Origin of the sequence: Paenibacillus sp. TAF43_2 (assembly GCF_052113545.1) — a bacterium.
Taxonomy (GTDB): Bacteria; Bacillota; Bacilli; order Paenibacillales; family Paenibacillaceae; genus Pristimantibacillus.
The window spans coordinates 1-15,999 of the sequence record NZ_JBFRDK010000033.1 but is presented as its reverse complement, the minus strand read 5'-3'; the positions used below and the strand labels follow the sequence as shown (position 1 = coordinate 15,999).

The 15,999-nt window shown below is 46.8% G+C and carries 13 protein-coding genes; 4 read left to right on the top strand and 9 right to left on the bottom strand.

The genetic code is table 11. From position 1 onward, the window contains the following. Positions 1 to 66: 66 nt before the first annotated feature. Genes AB4Z17_RS09830 through AB4Z17_RS09805 form a run of 6 tightly spaced genes read right to left on the bottom strand, consistent with a single transcriptional unit; the run spans position 67 to position 8,329 of the window. Positions 67 to 1,320, bottom strand: coding sequence for a Zn-dependent hydrolase (locus tag AB4Z17_RS09830; RefSeq protein WP_441959557.1), 1,254 nt, complete (start codon positions 1,318 to 1,320; stop codon positions 67 to 69). Next, entirely contained in the window at positions 1,310 to 2,572 is a 1,263-nt protein-coding gene (locus AB4Z17_RS09825) for a Zn-dependent hydrolase (RefSeq protein ID WP_441911205.1), read from the bottom strand. Before AB4Z17_RS09825 ends, AB4Z17_RS09830 begins: the two co-directional genes overlap by 11 nt. Positions 2,573 to 2,611: 39 nt before the next feature. Beyond that, complete coding sequence (locus tag AB4Z17_RS09820; RefSeq protein WP_441959555.1) at positions 2,612 to 3,982, bottom strand: dihydroorotase; 1,371 nt, start codon at positions 3,980 to 3,982, stop codon at positions 2,612 to 2,614. Beyond that, positions 3,972 to 5,531 carry an HAL/PAL/TAL family ammonia-lyase gene (locus AB4Z17_RS09815; protein ID WP_441959553.1) on the bottom strand — a complete coding sequence of 520 codons (1,560 nt, stop codon included), beginning with the start codon at positions 5,529 to 5,531 and terminating at the stop codon, positions 3,972 to 3,974. The genes AB4Z17_RS09820 and AB4Z17_RS09815 overlap by 11 nt, the downstream gene beginning before the upstream one ends. A 45-nt stretch (positions 5,532 to 5,576) precedes the next feature. Then, on the bottom strand, positions 5,577 to 6,677 hold the full coding sequence (locus AB4Z17_RS09810; protein WP_441959551.1) for a DUF917 domain-containing protein: 1,101 nt from the start codon (positions 6,675 to 6,677) through the stop codon (positions 5,577 to 5,579). Continuing rightward, entirely contained in the window at positions 6,674 to 8,329 is a 1,656-nt protein-coding gene (locus AB4Z17_RS09805; RefSeq protein ID WP_441959549.1) for a urocanate hydratase, read from the bottom strand. Before AB4Z17_RS09805 ends, AB4Z17_RS09810 begins: the two co-directional genes overlap by 4 nt. A 301-nt stretch (positions 8,330 to 8,630) precedes the next feature. Here AB4Z17_RS09805 and AB4Z17_RS09800 point away from each other — a divergent pair, with 301 nt between their 5' ends. Continuing rightward, entirely contained in the window at positions 8,631 to 9,317 is a 687-nt protein-coding gene (locus AB4Z17_RS09800; RefSeq protein ID WP_441959547.1) for a response regulator transcription factor, read from the top strand. Continuing rightward, positions 9,314 to 10,855, top strand: a complete 1,542-nt coding sequence (locus AB4Z17_RS09795; protein WP_441959545.1) for an ATP-binding protein — start codon at positions 9,314 to 9,316, stop codon at positions 10,853 to 10,855. The genes AB4Z17_RS09800 and AB4Z17_RS09795 overlap by 4 nt, the downstream gene beginning before the upstream one ends. A gap of 79 nt (positions 10,856 to 10,934) precedes the next feature. Here the strand turns inward: AB4Z17_RS09795 and AB4Z17_RS09790 are convergent, their stop codons facing one another. Beyond that, positions 10,935 to 12,125 (bottom strand): acyl-CoA dehydrogenase family protein, encoded by a 1,191-nt coding sequence (locus AB4Z17_RS09790; RefSeq protein ID WP_441959543.1) that lies wholly within the window; start codon positions 12,123 to 12,125, stop codon positions 10,935 to 10,937. A 176-nt stretch (positions 12,126 to 12,301) separates the two neighbouring features. Here AB4Z17_RS09790 and AB4Z17_RS09785 point away from each other — a divergent pair, with 176 nt between their 5' ends. Continuing rightward, positions 12,302 to 13,075, top strand: coding sequence for a copper amine oxidase N-terminal domain-containing protein (locus AB4Z17_RS09785; protein WP_441959542.1), 774 nt, complete (start codon positions 12,302 to 12,304; stop codon positions 13,073 to 13,075). Between the two features lie 52 nt (positions 13,076 to 13,127). Here AB4Z17_RS09785 and AB4Z17_RS09780 read toward each other — a convergent pair whose 3' ends face one another. Both AB4Z17_RS09780 and AB4Z17_RS09775 read right to left on the bottom strand, forming a co-directional pair. Then, the gene (locus AB4Z17_RS09780) at positions 13,128 to 13,688 is read right to left on the bottom strand and encodes a maltose acetyltransferase domain-containing protein (RefSeq protein ID WP_441959540.1); all 561 of its coding nucleotides are present in this window, start codon (positions 13,686 to 13,688) and stop codon (positions 13,128 to 13,130) included. 68 nt (positions 13,689 to 13,756) lie between these two features. Next, positions 13,757 to 14,788, bottom strand: coding sequence for an ROK family protein (locus AB4Z17_RS09775; protein ID WP_441959608.1), 1,032 nt, complete (start codon positions 14,786 to 14,788; stop codon positions 13,757 to 13,759). 202 nt (positions 14,789 to 14,990) lie between these two features. On the opposite strand from AB4Z17_RS09775, the gene AB4Z17_RS09770 reads away from it, so the two are divergent. Then, positions 14,991 to 15,992, top strand: a complete 1,002-nt coding sequence (locus tag AB4Z17_RS09770; RefSeq protein ID WP_441959538.1) for a VanZ family protein — start codon at positions 14,991 to 14,993, stop codon at positions 15,990 to 15,992. Positions 15,993 to 15,999 lie beyond the last annotated feature (7 nt).

Below are 15,999 nucleotides of genomic sequence, written 5' to 3'. Positions count from 1 at the left end.
ATCACTAATCAATAACTTGTTACCACTATTATTAAACTTTATACCCCATTATGTCAATCGGAATTATTAATTTACATCATTTCCTAGCTGAATAAGAGTTTGCAGCAGTACGTTTGCTCCTGCTTCACAGTCCTCTTGGCTGCTCCATTCAAGTGGATGATGACTGATGCCATCCTTTGAACGTACCAAGATGAGCCCCATTTCCGCTAATTCACTCATGACCACCGCATCATGACCTGCGCCGCAAATCATATACTCCGCAGGCAAACCCGCATCCTCACAGCTATCTGCAATCACTTTTGTAATATACTCCGACGTTTGAACAGGCACAGCAGCATCTAATGTCCGGATAGCGCAGGTCAGCCCTCTTGCTGCAGTAAGGCGTGACAACTCGACTTTTATCGCAGCCTCCAGCTTATTGAGCGACTCCAAGGATTCATGCCGAACATCGAGTGTAAACACCGCTTCACCCGGAATTACGTTGATTGCAGCTGGCGCAAGCTTAAACGTCCCTGTTGTTACGACGCCCCCATACTTCACTGCGATTTGTTCCACAGCTAGCACAACCTCTGCTGCTGCAGGCATAGGGTCCTGTCTTAACTTCATGGGCGTTGTTCCTGCATGGTCCGCTCGTCCATGAATGGTCACTTCGAACCAGCGATGTCCATAAATCGCTGTTGCAATGCCAACCGCTTTATTCAGCTCTTCCAGAACTCGTCCTTGCTCAATATGAAGCTCAACATAGGCATGAATGGCTTCTGATCTGCGACTTGCAAGAGCTGCTTGATCAGGGTTCAAGCCGCCATGCTCCATCGCTTCGCGAAGCGACATGCCGGAAGAATCCGTAAGATCCAGCCACTTTTCATCCCAAGTATTTGCCATCGCACGGCTTCCCAAATAGCCGGATCCAAAGCGCACGCCCTCTTCGTCCGTAAAGCAAATAACCTCGAAAGGTCTATCATGCCTGATTGACTGCTCCTTGATCGTTCGCAAAACCTCAATACCCCCAAGTACACCGAGCGCTCCATCGAATTGGCCTGCTTGAATGACCGTATCGATATGAGAGCCCGTCACTACAGCTCCTGCCCGCGGCTCCTCCCCCTCCAATCGCCCAATTAGATTGCCCGCTTCATCCTGCCTGACTTCTAGTCCCGCTGCTTTCATTTCACTGATAATAAATTGCCTCGCTATAAATTCCTCATTGCTGAGCGATAGCCGTGTTACACCGCCGTTTGGATCTGCGCCGATTAAACCCAAAGCTTGAATCGAATCCCATAACCGTTTACCGTTGACCTGCACATGCTGAGTCTTAGCCATCATGCCACCCGCTTAAATCCTCCTTATCAAAATAAAGCAATGCGGCGGCTAGAGCCTGCGTACCCGCAGCAATATCATCCTCATCGGTCCATTCCTCGGGACAATGGCTTCTGCCATCCTTGCTAGGAACAAAGATCATGCCGATTGGCGCAATGCGCGCAAGCTGGTTCGCATCATGCCCCGCCCCGCTTGCGAGGTGAATAGCTGGAGCAACAGAAGCACAGGCTGCAAGCACTCCACCCAGCACAGACTTTTTGACAATGACGGAATCTGACTTCGACAGCAGCTCAAGCGACAAACGAAGGCCTCGCCTTGCAGCAATCTGGATCGTCTCCGCAGCAAAAGCGGCGTAAACCGCGTCAGCCACCGTACGATCAAGTGAGCGGATTTCAAGCTCAAACCGAACGAGGCCGGGCACAACATTGGATGCATTCGGCTCATTCGTCACTTTGCCGATCGTGCCTACGGCTACGCTTGCATGATCGTTGCAGTGACGTTCAAATGCTAAACCAATCTCGCAAAAGCCTGCCAGCGCATCACTCCGAAGCGTCATCGGCGTCGTCCCTGCATGATTTGGCGCACCTTTGAGCGTGACACGATAGCGATGAATACCTACGATACCGAGCACCGCCCCAAGTTGATGGCCTGATTGCTCAAGCACCGGACCTTGCTCGATATGAAGCTCAAGGTAGAGCGCTACATCACCCAGCTGCCTCGCCTCACTCATCAGCCGTTCGACATTTCCCCCTTGTTGATTAATCGCATCGCTAAGCTTCAGCCCAGTATCGTCGCGAAGCTCCAGCATCGCTTCAGGCAAATTGCCGACCATCCCCCTGCTCCCAATCGTGGAGATGCCAAACTCACTCGGCTCCTCTGCCGTGAAATCGACAATTTGCAGCGGATGCCGAAGCTGCGTTCTTGTTTGTTGAAGCAAACGGGCAATTTCTATGCCGGCCAGCACTCCTATGATTCCATCGAACCGCCCGCCGCCAGTAACGGTATCCGTATGGGAGCCAATCATGATAGGCGCTAAATTCGGATCGCTGCCAGGCAAGCTGCCTATCAAATTTGAAGCTGCATCCAGCGAAACAGACAGTCCCGCTTCCTCCATTTTCTCGGTCAGCCAGCGCCTGCCGTCAGCATACTGCTTCGTAAATGGACGACGCGTCCAACCGGGTTTAGATGGATCAACAAACATCGATAGATGTTCAATATCAGACATCATTCGAGATACACTTGGCACCAGTCTATCCATTTTGCTACCCATCCCATTCATTCCTCTCTCGCAAAATGATTAAGCAAGATGCTCTGCTTTAATAAATTCGCCATGACCCGCCTTGCCGGTAACAGCTCCCGCTTCATACACAAGCGTTCCCCTTACGAGCGTGTGCGTTACTTTTCCTTGCATACTCATTCCGTTATAAGCACTCCAGCCAGCGCTCGATTGAAGCTCACGCTCATCTAGCGTCCAAGCTGCAGCAGGATCGATAATCGCGATATCGGCATCGTAACCTTCAGTTAATCTGCCTTTGCGATGACCAAGCCCAAATACGTCAGCAGGCCTTTGACTGATCAGCCTGACCATGTCGGTAAGCGCCAATTTTCCTTTCGCCACTCCCTCGCTGTAAATAATCGGAAGCAAATGCTCTACTCCGGGAGCACCTGAAGCATTATTAAAAATATCCGCGTCTGATTTACGCCCAATTAGCCACGGAGCATGATCGGAAGTAATCATATCGATCGATCCTGTTTTCAATAGGTCCCATAAATCCTCTTTATCCTGCTTCGTGCGAAGCGGTGGATTGATTTTACCTTTCGCCTGCAAACGCGGCATATCTTCTTCACTTAGCGTCAAATAGTGGGTACAGGTTTCCGCAGTGACTTTCGCTCCAATTGAACGGAAATAGTCCACCAGCTGAAAAATACGTGGATACGTACAATGATATAAATGCAGCTTGACTCCTGTCTCATAAGCAAGCTCCATAGCGGTCAGCGCTGCTGCTGATTCACTTACTTTCGGCCTGCTCCAGCCATGCGAACGTGGATCTGCGCCTTGGGAGCGATATTTATCAATATATCTGCGGACGATCTCATCGTTTTCCGCATGCACGCCAACCGGACAACCTGTTTCAGCAATAACCGCAAACGAATCAAGCAATTGTCCGTCATCTATTCGCGGAAAGCGGAAGGAATCTGTATTAAACATCGACACTTTAAAGCCGCATGCACCGGCCTCGGCAAGCTGGCGGATATGGTCATAACCGTCTTGCTTATGAATCGTAACAAGCATCGCCATATCAACTATAGATTGCTGCTCCAGCTGCTGTTTTTTTTCCTCGAAAGCAGGAAGCGTGCAGATCATCCCCGTCGCATCATAAGGCATTTCAATAATCGTCGTTACGCCTCCGGCAGCTGCAGCCGCACTCGCTGTGTAAAACCCTTCGTCAAGCGAGCTGTAACAATGGACATGAGCGTCGACTGCACCAGGCAGCACATAGCTGCCTTCGGCATTAATTATTTCTGTTGTGTCAGACATGTCTGTGTCGTCTCTATCACCAATACGAACAATTTTACCGTCCTTGATTCCAACTGCGGAATGGTATGCGACGCCCCCTGGAAGTACGAGATTTCCATAAATGACGAGATCATAGCTGTTATTCACCATTTGCTCCTCCTTCGAATTGAATGCCGCTGCGAATAAGCTCATACATAGCAGAAATATCTGGGGTTAGCGGACGATCTTCCGTCAACATAGGCACTGCACTGCGAATTTGTGAATAAACAGCGGCCGAGCCTCTGCCTAATTCAGCTTGTATGCCGCGCAAATCAATGGCTTGGGCTGCATGCAGCGCTTCCATCCCTATAATGTAGGTTAAGCGATCGATGATGTCTTCGAGCTTACGAATGACGAGCGGTGTATTGTTTGCATGATCCTCCATATCGCCTGCCAGCGATAAATAATCAGCAGATACCGGATTAGAAAGCAAGCGGATCTCCGCATCAAGGGAGGTGTATGTTTTTTGAAGCGTTCCGAAAGCGATAGACTCCGGATTTGGGGCTAGAAACCTCTCCAGACCGGTAAAGGATGGCGTTCCGAGCTTAAGTGATCTGTAGCAGCTTATTTTCGATACATGACTTAGCGCAATCGCAACCATCTCAAACGCCACGGTCCATGAGGTTACGTCAAAGTTTGAGGAGGGCACTACTCTTCTTTCATCTATTAATACACAAGGATTATCATCAGAACCGTTTAATTGAATGAGCAGCAGCCTTGTCGCATAAGCAAGCGCATCACGAGCTGCGCCATGTACATGGCAAGCACTGCGAAAGCTGAGCGGATCTTGAATTTTATCGTTTTTACTTGACTGCTGCAGCGTTCCTCCTTGCAAATAACTTCTCACATTTGCCGCGCTTGCTGCAGCTCCCTCGAATGGCCTTACCTCAAATAACGCCGGATCAAGCGGATTCATGCATCCCCGAAGCGCTTCAAGCGACAATGCAAAAATAGCATCTGCCGTACCGAGCAGCTTTAAAGCTGCTGCTGCTGCCAGTGCACCAGTGCCCGCGGACAGCGCATTGGAGCTTACAATTGCCAGTGCATCCTTTGGCCCCAGCTTCACAGGAGTAATCTCCGCAGCTTGAATAGCCGTTTCCGCGCTCATCATCTGGCCTTTGTAATTCACATTTCCTTCTCCCATCATCGTTAAGCCGATATGAGACAAAACCGAGATGTCGCCTGCGCCAACAGATCCTCGAAGCGGAATGATCGGATGGATAGCTGCGTTAAGCAAATCCTGATACATGAGTACGACCGCAGGCTGCACACCTGTACAACCAATAAGCAATGAATTCAGCCTGGCAACGAGCACGGCCCGCACCTGCTGCTCAGAAGCAGCAGGCGCAATAGCCGCCGAATGGGAATAAATAAGATTGCGGTTAAACTGTTCATACATCTCCGTTGTAATGGTTCGATCTTTATTAAGACCTACGCCGCGGTTTAGCCCATAGATCGGAATGCCTTCGGCGGCAAGCTCATGAATGAGAACATGAGCCTCCTCTACTCGCTTTAATGCATGCTGCGAGCACTCCACGCGATAACCTTCCAATGCAATTTGCTCAAGCTCGCGAATCGTGAGCGCATTGCCATCAAGCGTAACCACCCGTTCGGATGACTGTGTATCCTCCAAACCGATACCATCTATAACTTCATTCATAACAGGCACCTTCTTAGTAAATATCGATAAATTAGAATAATCGTGCTAGACAATACCCTTCAAGCCATACTCAGCAAGCGGTATGCCAAGCGCCTTTTCCACTTCTGGATATACGGTAGCGTCTTTCACACTGGAGCTTAAAGGCACATATTGCTTGTCGATTGCAAACAATGCGATCTCCATGCCTTCCTTCACGCCGCCTACGCTGATCGGCAGACCTGTTGCTGCTTCAAAGGTCGTAATGACATCCGGATAAGTTGTAAGTCGCTTGCCGTCAGCATCATCCACTGCCATATATTCATTCATGACATGCATCGTCAGTTGACCGCCTGATCCATCCGCCATTGTAATGGTGCCAATATCGAAAGCGCCTGAATAATGAACGTCCTTTTTCAAAACGACACCGCGACCGATGATCTGTCCATTTGTTTTGCTGCAAACCGTTTCCATAATCGCTTCCGCGCCATTCGGCTCAGCCTCGATCATCGCATAACCTAGATCAAGCGCTAACGAAATGCCGCCAATCGCTGCATGCTCCTTCACATAAGATGCTGGAATCGGATGGCGAGCAGAAGCGATAAATCCTCCCGACATATCTGCAGCTGTCCGCAAAATGTTCGATGTCTTAGCTGGCGTGCCTTTTACAACGAGCTCCAAATAAGAACCCGTATCTCTGCGTCCGCCTACAACGACCTGAATCGTTTCATAATCGGTGCGGGAAGCAAGGCCCATCGAACCCATCTTGCCTGTTGGATGCGCACGAATATCACCAGTCGCATCAACGACAACCAATCCGAGCGCTGCAGCTGGAAGCCAGCCATTAATGGTGCTCGACATGCCGTTTTGCGGTGTCATAACCCCCACAACCTTGCCGTCATAGTTGTCCATCAGCAGTTGAACAGCCTTAATATAATCAATGCCCCACATTTCCCAGTCATTGCCCGCTGGAGCGCCAATCGCCGTCGCTGTCACAATAATGGCATCATCAGGCAGCTCATCAACCGAAACCAGCTTAGGTCTAGCAATACCCACTGCTGCTCCTCCAATCTCAAGGCCATGATCAACCCAGCCTCCGCCTCCGGATGCGAATACTGCCCCTCCTCTTACTGCTGCTTTTACATCCTCTATCGTTAATTCACGCATCATGCATTCTCCTTTCGATTCGTATCAATTCGTCGTATTCCCTTTTTGCTTACTTCATCCAGCGCTTCCTCATAACCAGCGTCAGCGTATCGCAGTACGCCAAGGCCTGTGTCATTGTCTAGCGTCGTTTTTAATCGAAGCTCTGCATCGGATGTGCCATCTGCAACGAGCGTGACACCTGCGCTTGTCATATATCCGCTGTAGCCGCCGCCTCCGGAATGTATCGCTACAAGATCAGCCATCGATGAACAGTTAATCATCGCATTAAGCAGAGGCCAATCCGATATTGCATCGCTGCCATCCTTCATGTTCTCCGTCATAATATTCGGGTGAGCCATTGATCCCGCATCAAGGTGATCACGCGAGAAGGCAATGGGACCGCTCAGCTCGCCAGCTTGAACCATAGCATTAACCGCTAGTGCCAGCTTCGTCCGATCGCCATGACCGAACCAGCCAATGCGTGCAGGCAAACCCTCGACCGGAACATACTGATTCGCTAAGCGAATCCAGTTGACTACAACCTCGTTATCGCTGAAATGCTCCAAAATATATTGATCAATCTTGCGAATATCACTAACCTCACCGCTCAAAGCGACCCAGCGGAACGGCCCAATCGCACGAGAAAACAACGGTCTTAGAAACGCTTCGGTAAACACAGGAATATCAAAAGCATTTGCAACTCCATTTTGTACAGCCTGCGAACGAATATTGTTGCCGTTGTCAAAAACGACTGCACCTCTGCGCTGAAACTCCAGCATCGCCTCAACTTCTAATGCGATAGAAGCTCTTGCATCCGCTTGAAGCTGATCCGGCTTTGTTCTGCGCAGCTCAGCAACCTTATCTAAACTGTAGCCTGAAGGGATATAGCCGTACATGAGATCATGCGCCGACGTCTGATCGGTGACAACGTCAGGCTGAATGCCTCTGCGAATCAGCTCAGGATAAACATCGGCTGCGTTGCCAAGAAGACCGACTGACAAGCTCTCCTTCTTCGCACAAGCTGCTTGAATCCATTCCAAAGCCTCATCCAAGCTTGCCGTTTTTTTCTGCAAATAACCGACTTCGATACGTTTGTCGATTCTAGCCTCGGACACTTCCACGCATAAAATAACGGCACCCGCCATCGTTCCTGCGAGCGGCTGTGCGCCGCCCATCCCTCCGAGACCGGCTGTCAAAATAAACTTCCCGGCCAGATTGCCATCGTAATGCATTCTAGCTATCGATTGAAAAATCTCATAGGTTCCTTGTATAACTCCTTGTGAACCGATATATTGCCAAGCTGCCGCGGTCAAACCGCCCCAAACGATTAATCCCTGCTCTTGATATTTATAGAAATTGTCGCTCGTTGCCCATTTGCCAACAATGTTGCAATTCGCCATTACAACAATTGGAGCGTACTTATGCGTTCTCATAATGCCGATAGGCTTGCCTGATTGAATGACCAGCGTCTCATCTTCCTCTAACGATTTGAGCGTGCTGACAATGGCATGATAGGAGTCCCAATTACGCGCTGCTTTCGCGAGGGCAGCATAGACAGTAAGCTCTTGTTGGTTTTCGCCATTTTCAAGAACATTCTCAAGCATTCGCAGCAGCGCTTCCTGCCTCCAGCCTTTGCAACGCAGTTCAATGCCTCTGGCAGCTACAATTCGATCCATATTCGATTCTCCTTATTATCATTATTCAATAATTAGTTTCTATTAATCAATAAATTAACAAACGTTTCCTCTCTAGTCAATACAAAAAAACAAGTTTACGTCAGTTTAAGTAACGCACTAGGAATAAGATGCTTTATAAATATAAAGGTTACCTCATTTTTCGCAAAATAGAACCTGTAAACTAAACCCATCAATCGGTTTCGTATGTGGCTGAAAGTTTGCTGAAAGAGCGAGTAAACAGATGCATCTTTTTCTAAAAAGACAGATAATAGAGGGGTAAGCTGCGAAAGGGGAATTTGAAATGGTGTCCTTCAAAGGGATTAAAATATTGCTTGTGGATGATGAACCAAATATCGTGCAATTTCTGGAGCTCGGTCTAATTAACGAAGGATTTGATCTTCGGTTCGCCTATGACGGGGAATCCGCTTTGCAGGAAGCGAGTACCTTTCAGCCCCATGTCGTCATCCTCGATGTGATGATGCCCGGTCTGAACGGATTTGAAGTATGCGAGGCATTAAGGGCTACCGGCGATAATATCGCTATTATTATGCTGACAGCAAAAGATGAGATTGAGGATCGTGTCAAAGGCTTAACACTTGGAGCTGACGACTATTTGGTGAAGCCCTTCAGCTTCAGCGAGCTGCTTGCCCGCATAGGTGCAAGACTGCGGAATCAGTTTCCTAACTTGCTTGGCGAAGCTGTGTATGGACCGTTCCGGCTCGATGACCGCCGCAAAGAACTCATTTATATGGAACAGGTTCTTGAGCTGTCTCCTACCGAATATGAGCTGCTAAGGTTTATCATTCTAAATCATGGTGTCGTGCTTAGTAAATCACTCATTTTGGATAAGGTATGGGGATATCAATTCGGTGGAGAAGAAAATATTGTCGAGGTGTATATCCGCTCGCTTCGCGACAAATTGGACGACAAGGAGCATCGCCTCATTCGAACACTCCGCGGGGCCGGCTATCGGATGGATCTGCCATGACGCGTATTAAAACGTCAGACGTCACTCGTTTCTTTGCTCCACGTTCACTAATATATCAGTTATTATATCGGTCGCTGCTTATACTAGCGGCTTTGTTTCTATTAATTGGCGTGCTTCAATACTTCATTATGAAGGACTTTATTTTTCAGAATAAAGCCGATGCCTTAAATACTCAAATCATGTCGATGCCCATGGATTGGTTTATGGATGGGAAGGATACGAATAACCGACCTGAAACGAGCAATCAGGGTGATCCCGCTAATCCGGCTGAACGGCCGCAGCGAGATCGACGCGACTCGCCCATGTTCTATCAACCGGGCTTGTCTATCGTCCTGATTGATCCAAACGGTGTCACGGTTGACGTATCGAAGGATAATAACCTTAACGCACCGCTTCTATCAACGGACGAATATGAGCAGATTAGAATTCAGATTAAAGCGCATAAGCAAATTGGCTATAAAATCTTGAACAATGCCGAAGGCATCGAGCAGCTAGCCGTCTTCCGTATGGCTGGACCGCCAGGCAGAGCCGAAGGCCTCATTCAAGTGAGCACCGAAACCGATTCACTCAAGCAGCTGCTCATGACACAGCTTGCCATATTCGCTGGTTTATCTGTCCTTGCACTTGCAGCAGGGCTCGCGCTTTATTTGCCGCTGCTTCGGCGTACGCTTCGTCCTTTATCTCGCGTCGTTGTGGCAGCGCAGCAAACCGATGCAGGCAGCTTAACGAAACGAATTCCCGCCAGCCAAGGACAAGAGGAAATCGATCGTTTATCCGATGCGTTTAATGGCATGCTTGAGCGCCTCGATCATTCCTTCGAGGCGGAACGGAAAACAACTGAAAAAATGCGGCGTTTCGTAGCGGACGCCTCCCATGAGCTGCGTACGCCGCTTACTTCGATTCACGGATTTCTAGAAGTGCTGCTGCGCGGGGCGGCCTCGAATCCGGAGCAACTTGCGCGCGCGCTTAACAGCATGTTTCTTGAATCCAATCGTATCAACAAGCTGGTCGAGGATTTACTCGTGCTGGCGAAGCTTGATCAAGACCCGCAGCTGCAGCTGGCCGAAACAAAGCTGGATGCGCTTCTGCTCGAGATGGAACCTCAATTACAATTGATTGCTGGCAATCGCACAGTAGAGCTGCTTCTCACTCCTCATGTGAGCGGTCAGTTCCATGCGGATAAGCTGAAACAGGTGGTGCTCAATTTATTTTTCAACGCGGTGCAGCACACCGATTCGGAGACAGGCGTGATCAGCATCACGCTTGCTTCGTACAATAATCAAGCTGAAATACGCGTTGCCGACAATGGAACAGGGATTGAGGCCGTGCATCTGCCGCATTTGTTTGAGCGCTTTTATCGAAACGAATCATCCCGAACGCGAAAGATGGGCGGCGCAGGTCTCGGGCTTGCCATTACGAAATCGATTGTAGATGCTCATAGAGGTACAATTACAGTAGACAGTTTGCCCGGTGCAGGAACAACCTTCCGCATTTTGCTCCCAACCACCCCGCTCCAGCCGGTCGATATGCAAGATTAACTTAGAAAAAAACAGGAAGAGGCAGTCTCAAAAGTAGATTCTCTACTTTTGAGACTGCCTCTTCTTCATGATTTATTATTTATTCCGCAGACTGCATCTCTGCTAATGCTCGCTGAGCTAATCCGTTTAATGTAATGTCATCCATCGGCGGATTATGCAAGCCTGCGCGAACATCGCGGTACATCCGCTCCAGCGGAAGCGTGCGAGACAAGCTGCTTCCCCCCACTATTCTCATGGCAAGATCAACGATACGAACGGCTGAATTGGTCGCCACATATTTAGCGAGGCCCAGCTCTGGCTTTAATCCGCTCCGTCCCTCCGGTTCCCGGTCCCAGCGATCGGCGATGCTGTAGAGTAAGGTGCGAGCCGTTATTAGCTCCGCTTCCATTTCGCCAATTTGCCGCTGGATCGTTGGCAGTTCGGATATCGGGCCTGGCAAACTGTTAGGCCGATAGTTTTGGGCAAAGTGAATTGCAAAATCACGTGCCGCATGTGCAATGCCGATATAACAGGCAGGAATATGAAGCAGCGTTCCGCCATCGAAGGCCGTCCCGCCTTTACGATTAATTTCTGCGCCTTCAAGCGTACCGCTGTCTGGCACGAATACTTGATTCAACAGGAGGTCATGGCTCCCTGTTGCCCGCATGCCGAGCGTATCCCATGTTTCCTCAATACTTATGCCTGCACCCATTGGAATTAAAAACTCGCTTGCACGATTTTCTTCTTCCATCCACGCAGATATGGTGAAATAAGACACATCAGGACTAAGCGTGCTGTAGGTCTTGCGCCCGTTAATAAGGAAACCTCCAGCCGTTCTTRTCGCTGTAGTTTCCGGCTTGCCGCCTCTGCTTGGGCTTCCAGTTGCTCGCTCGCTTGCATAATGATTTATTGTGGCGCCTTTGCTTACAACCTCCTTGCAAAAGCTGGCATATAAAGCTTCGGGCCATGGACGGCTTATCCGCATTTGCATTACCTGCCCCAGATGCCAGCCCGCGGCGAGCGCCGTTGAACCGTCACCGCGGGCCAAATGATCCTGCGCTAGTACAAATTCATACAATGACGCTTCATCCCCGCCATATTGCTTCGGCACAGTAAGCTTCAAATAACCGCACTCCCGCATATCGGCAAAGTTGTCATGTGGAAAAGAGCCTTCCCTATCATGCTTAGCTGATCTTCCTGCAAACTTGCTCGCCAGCTGATCCGCTGTCGCCGCGATTTCCGCTTCGCGCTCATTGCGAACGAACCGATCCTTTTCGATTTTCACCTGCATAAAGCTGTCCAGCCTCCTATCCACACTTTCATATCTGTATAGCAATCTTTCCTTTCAGTTTACACCCATCCTGCCAAAATAAAAATGAAAAAAGGATTAAATTGCTTAGGTTATCTAAGCAACTAATCCTTTGTAGAGTCGTCTATTACTATATACATGATATGGAGGGCTTTCAGATGAAAAAAACTACTATTGCATTATTATCTCTTATGTTGTCTGCCAGTATATTTTCAGTTAACCACATTCATGCAGAAGCAGCAAATCAGCCATTCGTAATAGAGGGAAAAGTGGTTCAGGGACGCACTTTAGTTCCAGTACGCTATGTTGCTGCAGGGTTAGGAGCTGAGGTTAATTGGAACCAACAGTCCAAAACGGTAACCATTCTTAACGGAAAAACCGAGGTTATGCTCAAAATTAATTCAAATAAAGTGATGCAAAATGGAACTGAAATCACGATTGATGTTCCTGCTCAAATAACCAAAGGGGTTACATACGTCCCCATTCGCTTTATCTCACAAAGCTTAGGCGGTACTATTTCTTGGGATGCTAAAAGTAGAGTAGCCGACATTTCTTTAGGCGACAAACAAGTTAGAATTACTACAGAGTCTACTTTTAACTTGTCTACAATCCCGCAAGAACATATTAATACGCTGATCCAAAAAGCGAACGAAGCGACTAATCTATCATCCTATTCACAAATTAGAGCCCATTTTAAATCCAATTTTACTGGGACATTCATTAATAAAATCATCAAACAAAATGGGCTAGAGTTCAACGTTCCATTCACAGGTACAGCATACAGTCATTCCGAAGGAAAGGAAGGATATATCAATCAATATGAATCCCCCTTAAATGCTGGAGGCATGATTGTCGAGCGAAGAATCATCCTTAAACAAATTCAAAATACATGGATGGTCGACGATATTATTTTCTCAAGCTCGGCACCTTAAACAAGCATAAAGCCAGCAATTTTGTTTAATAAAAAATTTCAATTACGTTCCATTACTCTTCAATCTGCTTTATAATCTTGGCGGGATTTCCACCTACAACTACGTTATCTGGCACATCCTTTGTAACGACAGCACCGGAAGCAACAACGACATTATTGCCGATGCTCACGCCAGGGTTTACAACGGCTCTCCCGCCTATCCATACATTATGGCCAATCGTTACCGGTTTTCCGTATTCAACACCAGATATTCTCTCCTTTGCATTCAAAGGGTGAGTTGCTGTGTAGATGTGTACTCCTGGTGCAAGAAAACAATTGTCGCCAATTCGAATTTCGCAAACGTCCAATAGTACACTATCAAAATTAGCATAAAAGTTTTCTCCAACATGAATGTTGTAGCCGTAATCACAACGGAAAGTGGGCTCGACATATAGACTTTTGCCTGTGGACCCGATCAATTCCTTTAGCAGCTCAGTTCTTTTGTTATCCTCTGTCTCTAATGTTTGATTGAATAACCTCGTTAGTCTGCGAGCGTTCATTCTATCCGCAACCAGCACAGCATCGGCTGCATTATAAAGCTCACCACTGAGCATTTTCTCTTTTTCTGTCTTCATTTGGTACCACTCCTGTCTGTTGTTTCAATTGTAAGCAGAAATACGGTTTGTCTGGTCACTACATTCGATTACTTTTTTGTTCCTGAAATCATGAGGCCTAAACCAAGCTTCTGTAATCCATACAAATAATCTTGTTTCCAGTCGCTCACAGTAAGCTCCGGCAAATGTTCTTTAGGAATATAAGCTGCGCTTCTTAATGTTATTTGGTCGGTTATTTGCTTATTTATTTCATCATTGGAAAAAATAATTGTGTGCGGGTTTATTGTAGCTGTAAATGAGGCTACCAACCGACTAATCGCATCAATCTTTTTTTCATCATGAACCAATGCAGTTTCTGTTCCATCCCCGTTATTCAGGGCTTGTACAAAATTTCGGTCATCATACTGAGGAACAAAGGATATTTCTCCTGAGAAAAACGTACTGCCTCGCACGACGTCACCATTAATCATAATGCCTGCACCAGGACCATTTTGACCCAAATACAAGTAGACCAAGGAACCCTTGTCTTTATTGTTCCGGTTGTCGTAGTACCCAAGAACAGCCGCATTCATATCATTCTCAACAACGACAGGTATGGATAAACGCTCCTCAAAATATCCTTTTAAATCAAAATCATGAAACTGCTCATAGCTCGGGATGAAAATAATTCGGCCATTATTGACTGAACCCGGCACACCTATAGCTACAGAGCTGATTTTGGGATGCTTTTCTATAATACTTTCAAGTAAATGAGATAAGCTCAAAGCATCATCCATTAGCACACTTGAAGTACTGCCTTGTTCCTTCTCTTCGCCTAAACAATTARAAATGGTATAGTTAGTTTCTGTTTTCTCTAAAAATATAGCCAAACCGAGCATGAACTCGGGATTGTATGCGTATCTGTTTGCTCTTCTTCCGCCACTTGAATGGTCGAGACCAACTAAAATGAGTTCGCCGTCCTTTTCCATTTGCGTGAGAAACTTACTAATGGTAGGGAAGCTTACTCCAAGCTTTTGACTTAGCTCAACCTTCGTGGCACTCCCATGCTCCAGAAGAGCCGCACGAATGCTGCGTAAAATAACTTTTTTCCATTCTTTTGGAGTTGCAAATAGCTCATTTATGATGATCACCACCTCTGATTGCTATACTTATTAAATTAATTTAATAAGTTAAACCGATAATATCAGAATATCGTCTTGGATAAAAGTAATCTTCAGGAAAAAATAAGAGATGCTTAAAAAAGTTTACATGTTTATTCTGTAGAATAACACATAAAGCAATTGTTCTGGTAATTACCGCACAGAGACAAGAAAGGATGTTTTGATGTATCAAGGAAAGCAGCGAAAAATGATTACTTTACTGTTGGTTTTATATACCGTATTAATCTTCTATTTCTTATATGCCGGATTCAACAGAGCTGCTTCTATTCATGACAGCGGCTTGCGATATAATCTAATACCCGAAAAGATCCATTTATTCCTCCCTATGCAGAGAGAGTTTTCATTTTCGCTTTTTGAGTTCGGCAACTTTGCAGCATTTATACCTTTTGGAATCATGATCCCGCTTCTGTTTCGTTCTCGTTTTCTGAGTTTTATACTGCTATTTATTGTATCGATTACCATGCTTGAGACGCTGCAGATGTTTTCCCGTTTAGGCTCCTTTGATATCAACGATATTATTATTAATACGTTAGGTGCTGCAGTAGGCTACTGCGCACAAAGGTTTGTTCGACATGAGCGTGATACATTCAAAGGCTTCTGCAAAATAATAATAACAGCATTTGTACTTGCGATTGGTGTCATCGGCAGTATTGGAGGCATTAATAATTATCTAGATAAAGCAAGCAGCGAGGTTATCGCTTTAGATAAACTGCCATTAAAGGCTGGAACTGTTCTTTGGGATAAAAGTCTCTCCAGCTTTCCCGCAGCCCAAGAGAACGTTGAGCCCAAACTAAATATGTACAGCCGAAACAATACACGAACAAATGAGTTTACCTATCTTTTAGACGGCAAATATCACATGATAGCAGGTAATCTCGCGATATCAAAAACCTTAACTCAAAGTGCCGGCAATGGAAATATCGATCTCATTATTAGCGCAGACGGAACCGTAATCCATTCATTTGGATGGAGTTTCGATGGACAGGAAGAGCTTCCTTCCGAGTTTTTTCAAATCCCCTTAAATGGAGCAAAGGAACTTACTATAAAATTTGTTAATCATACATCCGATCGAGATGTCCTGCTGTGGGACATTGCACTTCATAAAGTAAATACCGGACAAAAAATAATAAATGGGATCAAACAAAAACTAAAAACATTATTTTAAATGGAAA

Coding starts and splice junctions, on each gene's coding strand:
- AB4Z17_RS09780 (WP_441959540.1), bottom strand. CDS start 13,688: ATGAAGACAGAAAAAGAGAAAATGCTCAGTGGTGAGCTTTATAATGCA.
- AB4Z17_RS09800 (WP_441959547.1), top strand. CDS start 8,631: ATGGTGTCCTTCAAAGGGATTAAAATATTGCTTGTGGATGATGAACCA.
- AB4Z17_RS09820 (WP_441959555.1), bottom strand. CDS start 3,982: ATGGTGAATAACAGCTATGATCTCGTCATTTATGGAAATCTCGTACTT.
- AB4Z17_RS09795 (WP_441959545.1), top strand. CDS start 9,314: ATGACGCGTATTAAAACGTCAGACGTCACTCGTTTCTTTGCTCCACGT.
- AB4Z17_RS09810 (WP_441959551.1), bottom strand. CDS start 6,677: ATGATGCGTGAATTAACGATAGAGGATGTAAAAGCAGCAGTAAGAGGA.
- AB4Z17_RS09815 (WP_441959553.1), bottom strand. CDS start 5,531: ATGAATGAAGTTATAGATGGTATCGGTTTGGAGGATACACAGTCATCC.
- AB4Z17_RS09805 (WP_441959549.1), bottom strand. CDS start 8,329: ATGGATCGAATTGTAGCTGCCAGAGGCATTGAACTGCGTTGCAAAGGC.
- AB4Z17_RS09825 (WP_441911205.1), bottom strand. CDS start 2,572: ATGGATAGACTGGTGCCAAGTGTATCTCGAATGATGTCTGATATTGAA.
- AB4Z17_RS09785 (WP_441959542.1), top strand. CDS start 12,302: ATGAAAAAAACTACTATTGCATTATTATCTCTTATGTTGTCTGCCAGT.
- AB4Z17_RS09770 (WP_441959538.1), top strand. CDS start 14,991: ATGTATCAAGGAAAGCAGCGAAAAATGATTACTTTACTGTTGGTTTTA.
- AB4Z17_RS09830 (WP_441959557.1), bottom strand. CDS start 1,320: ATGATGGCTAAGACTCAGCATGTGCAGGTCAACGGTAAACGGTTATGG.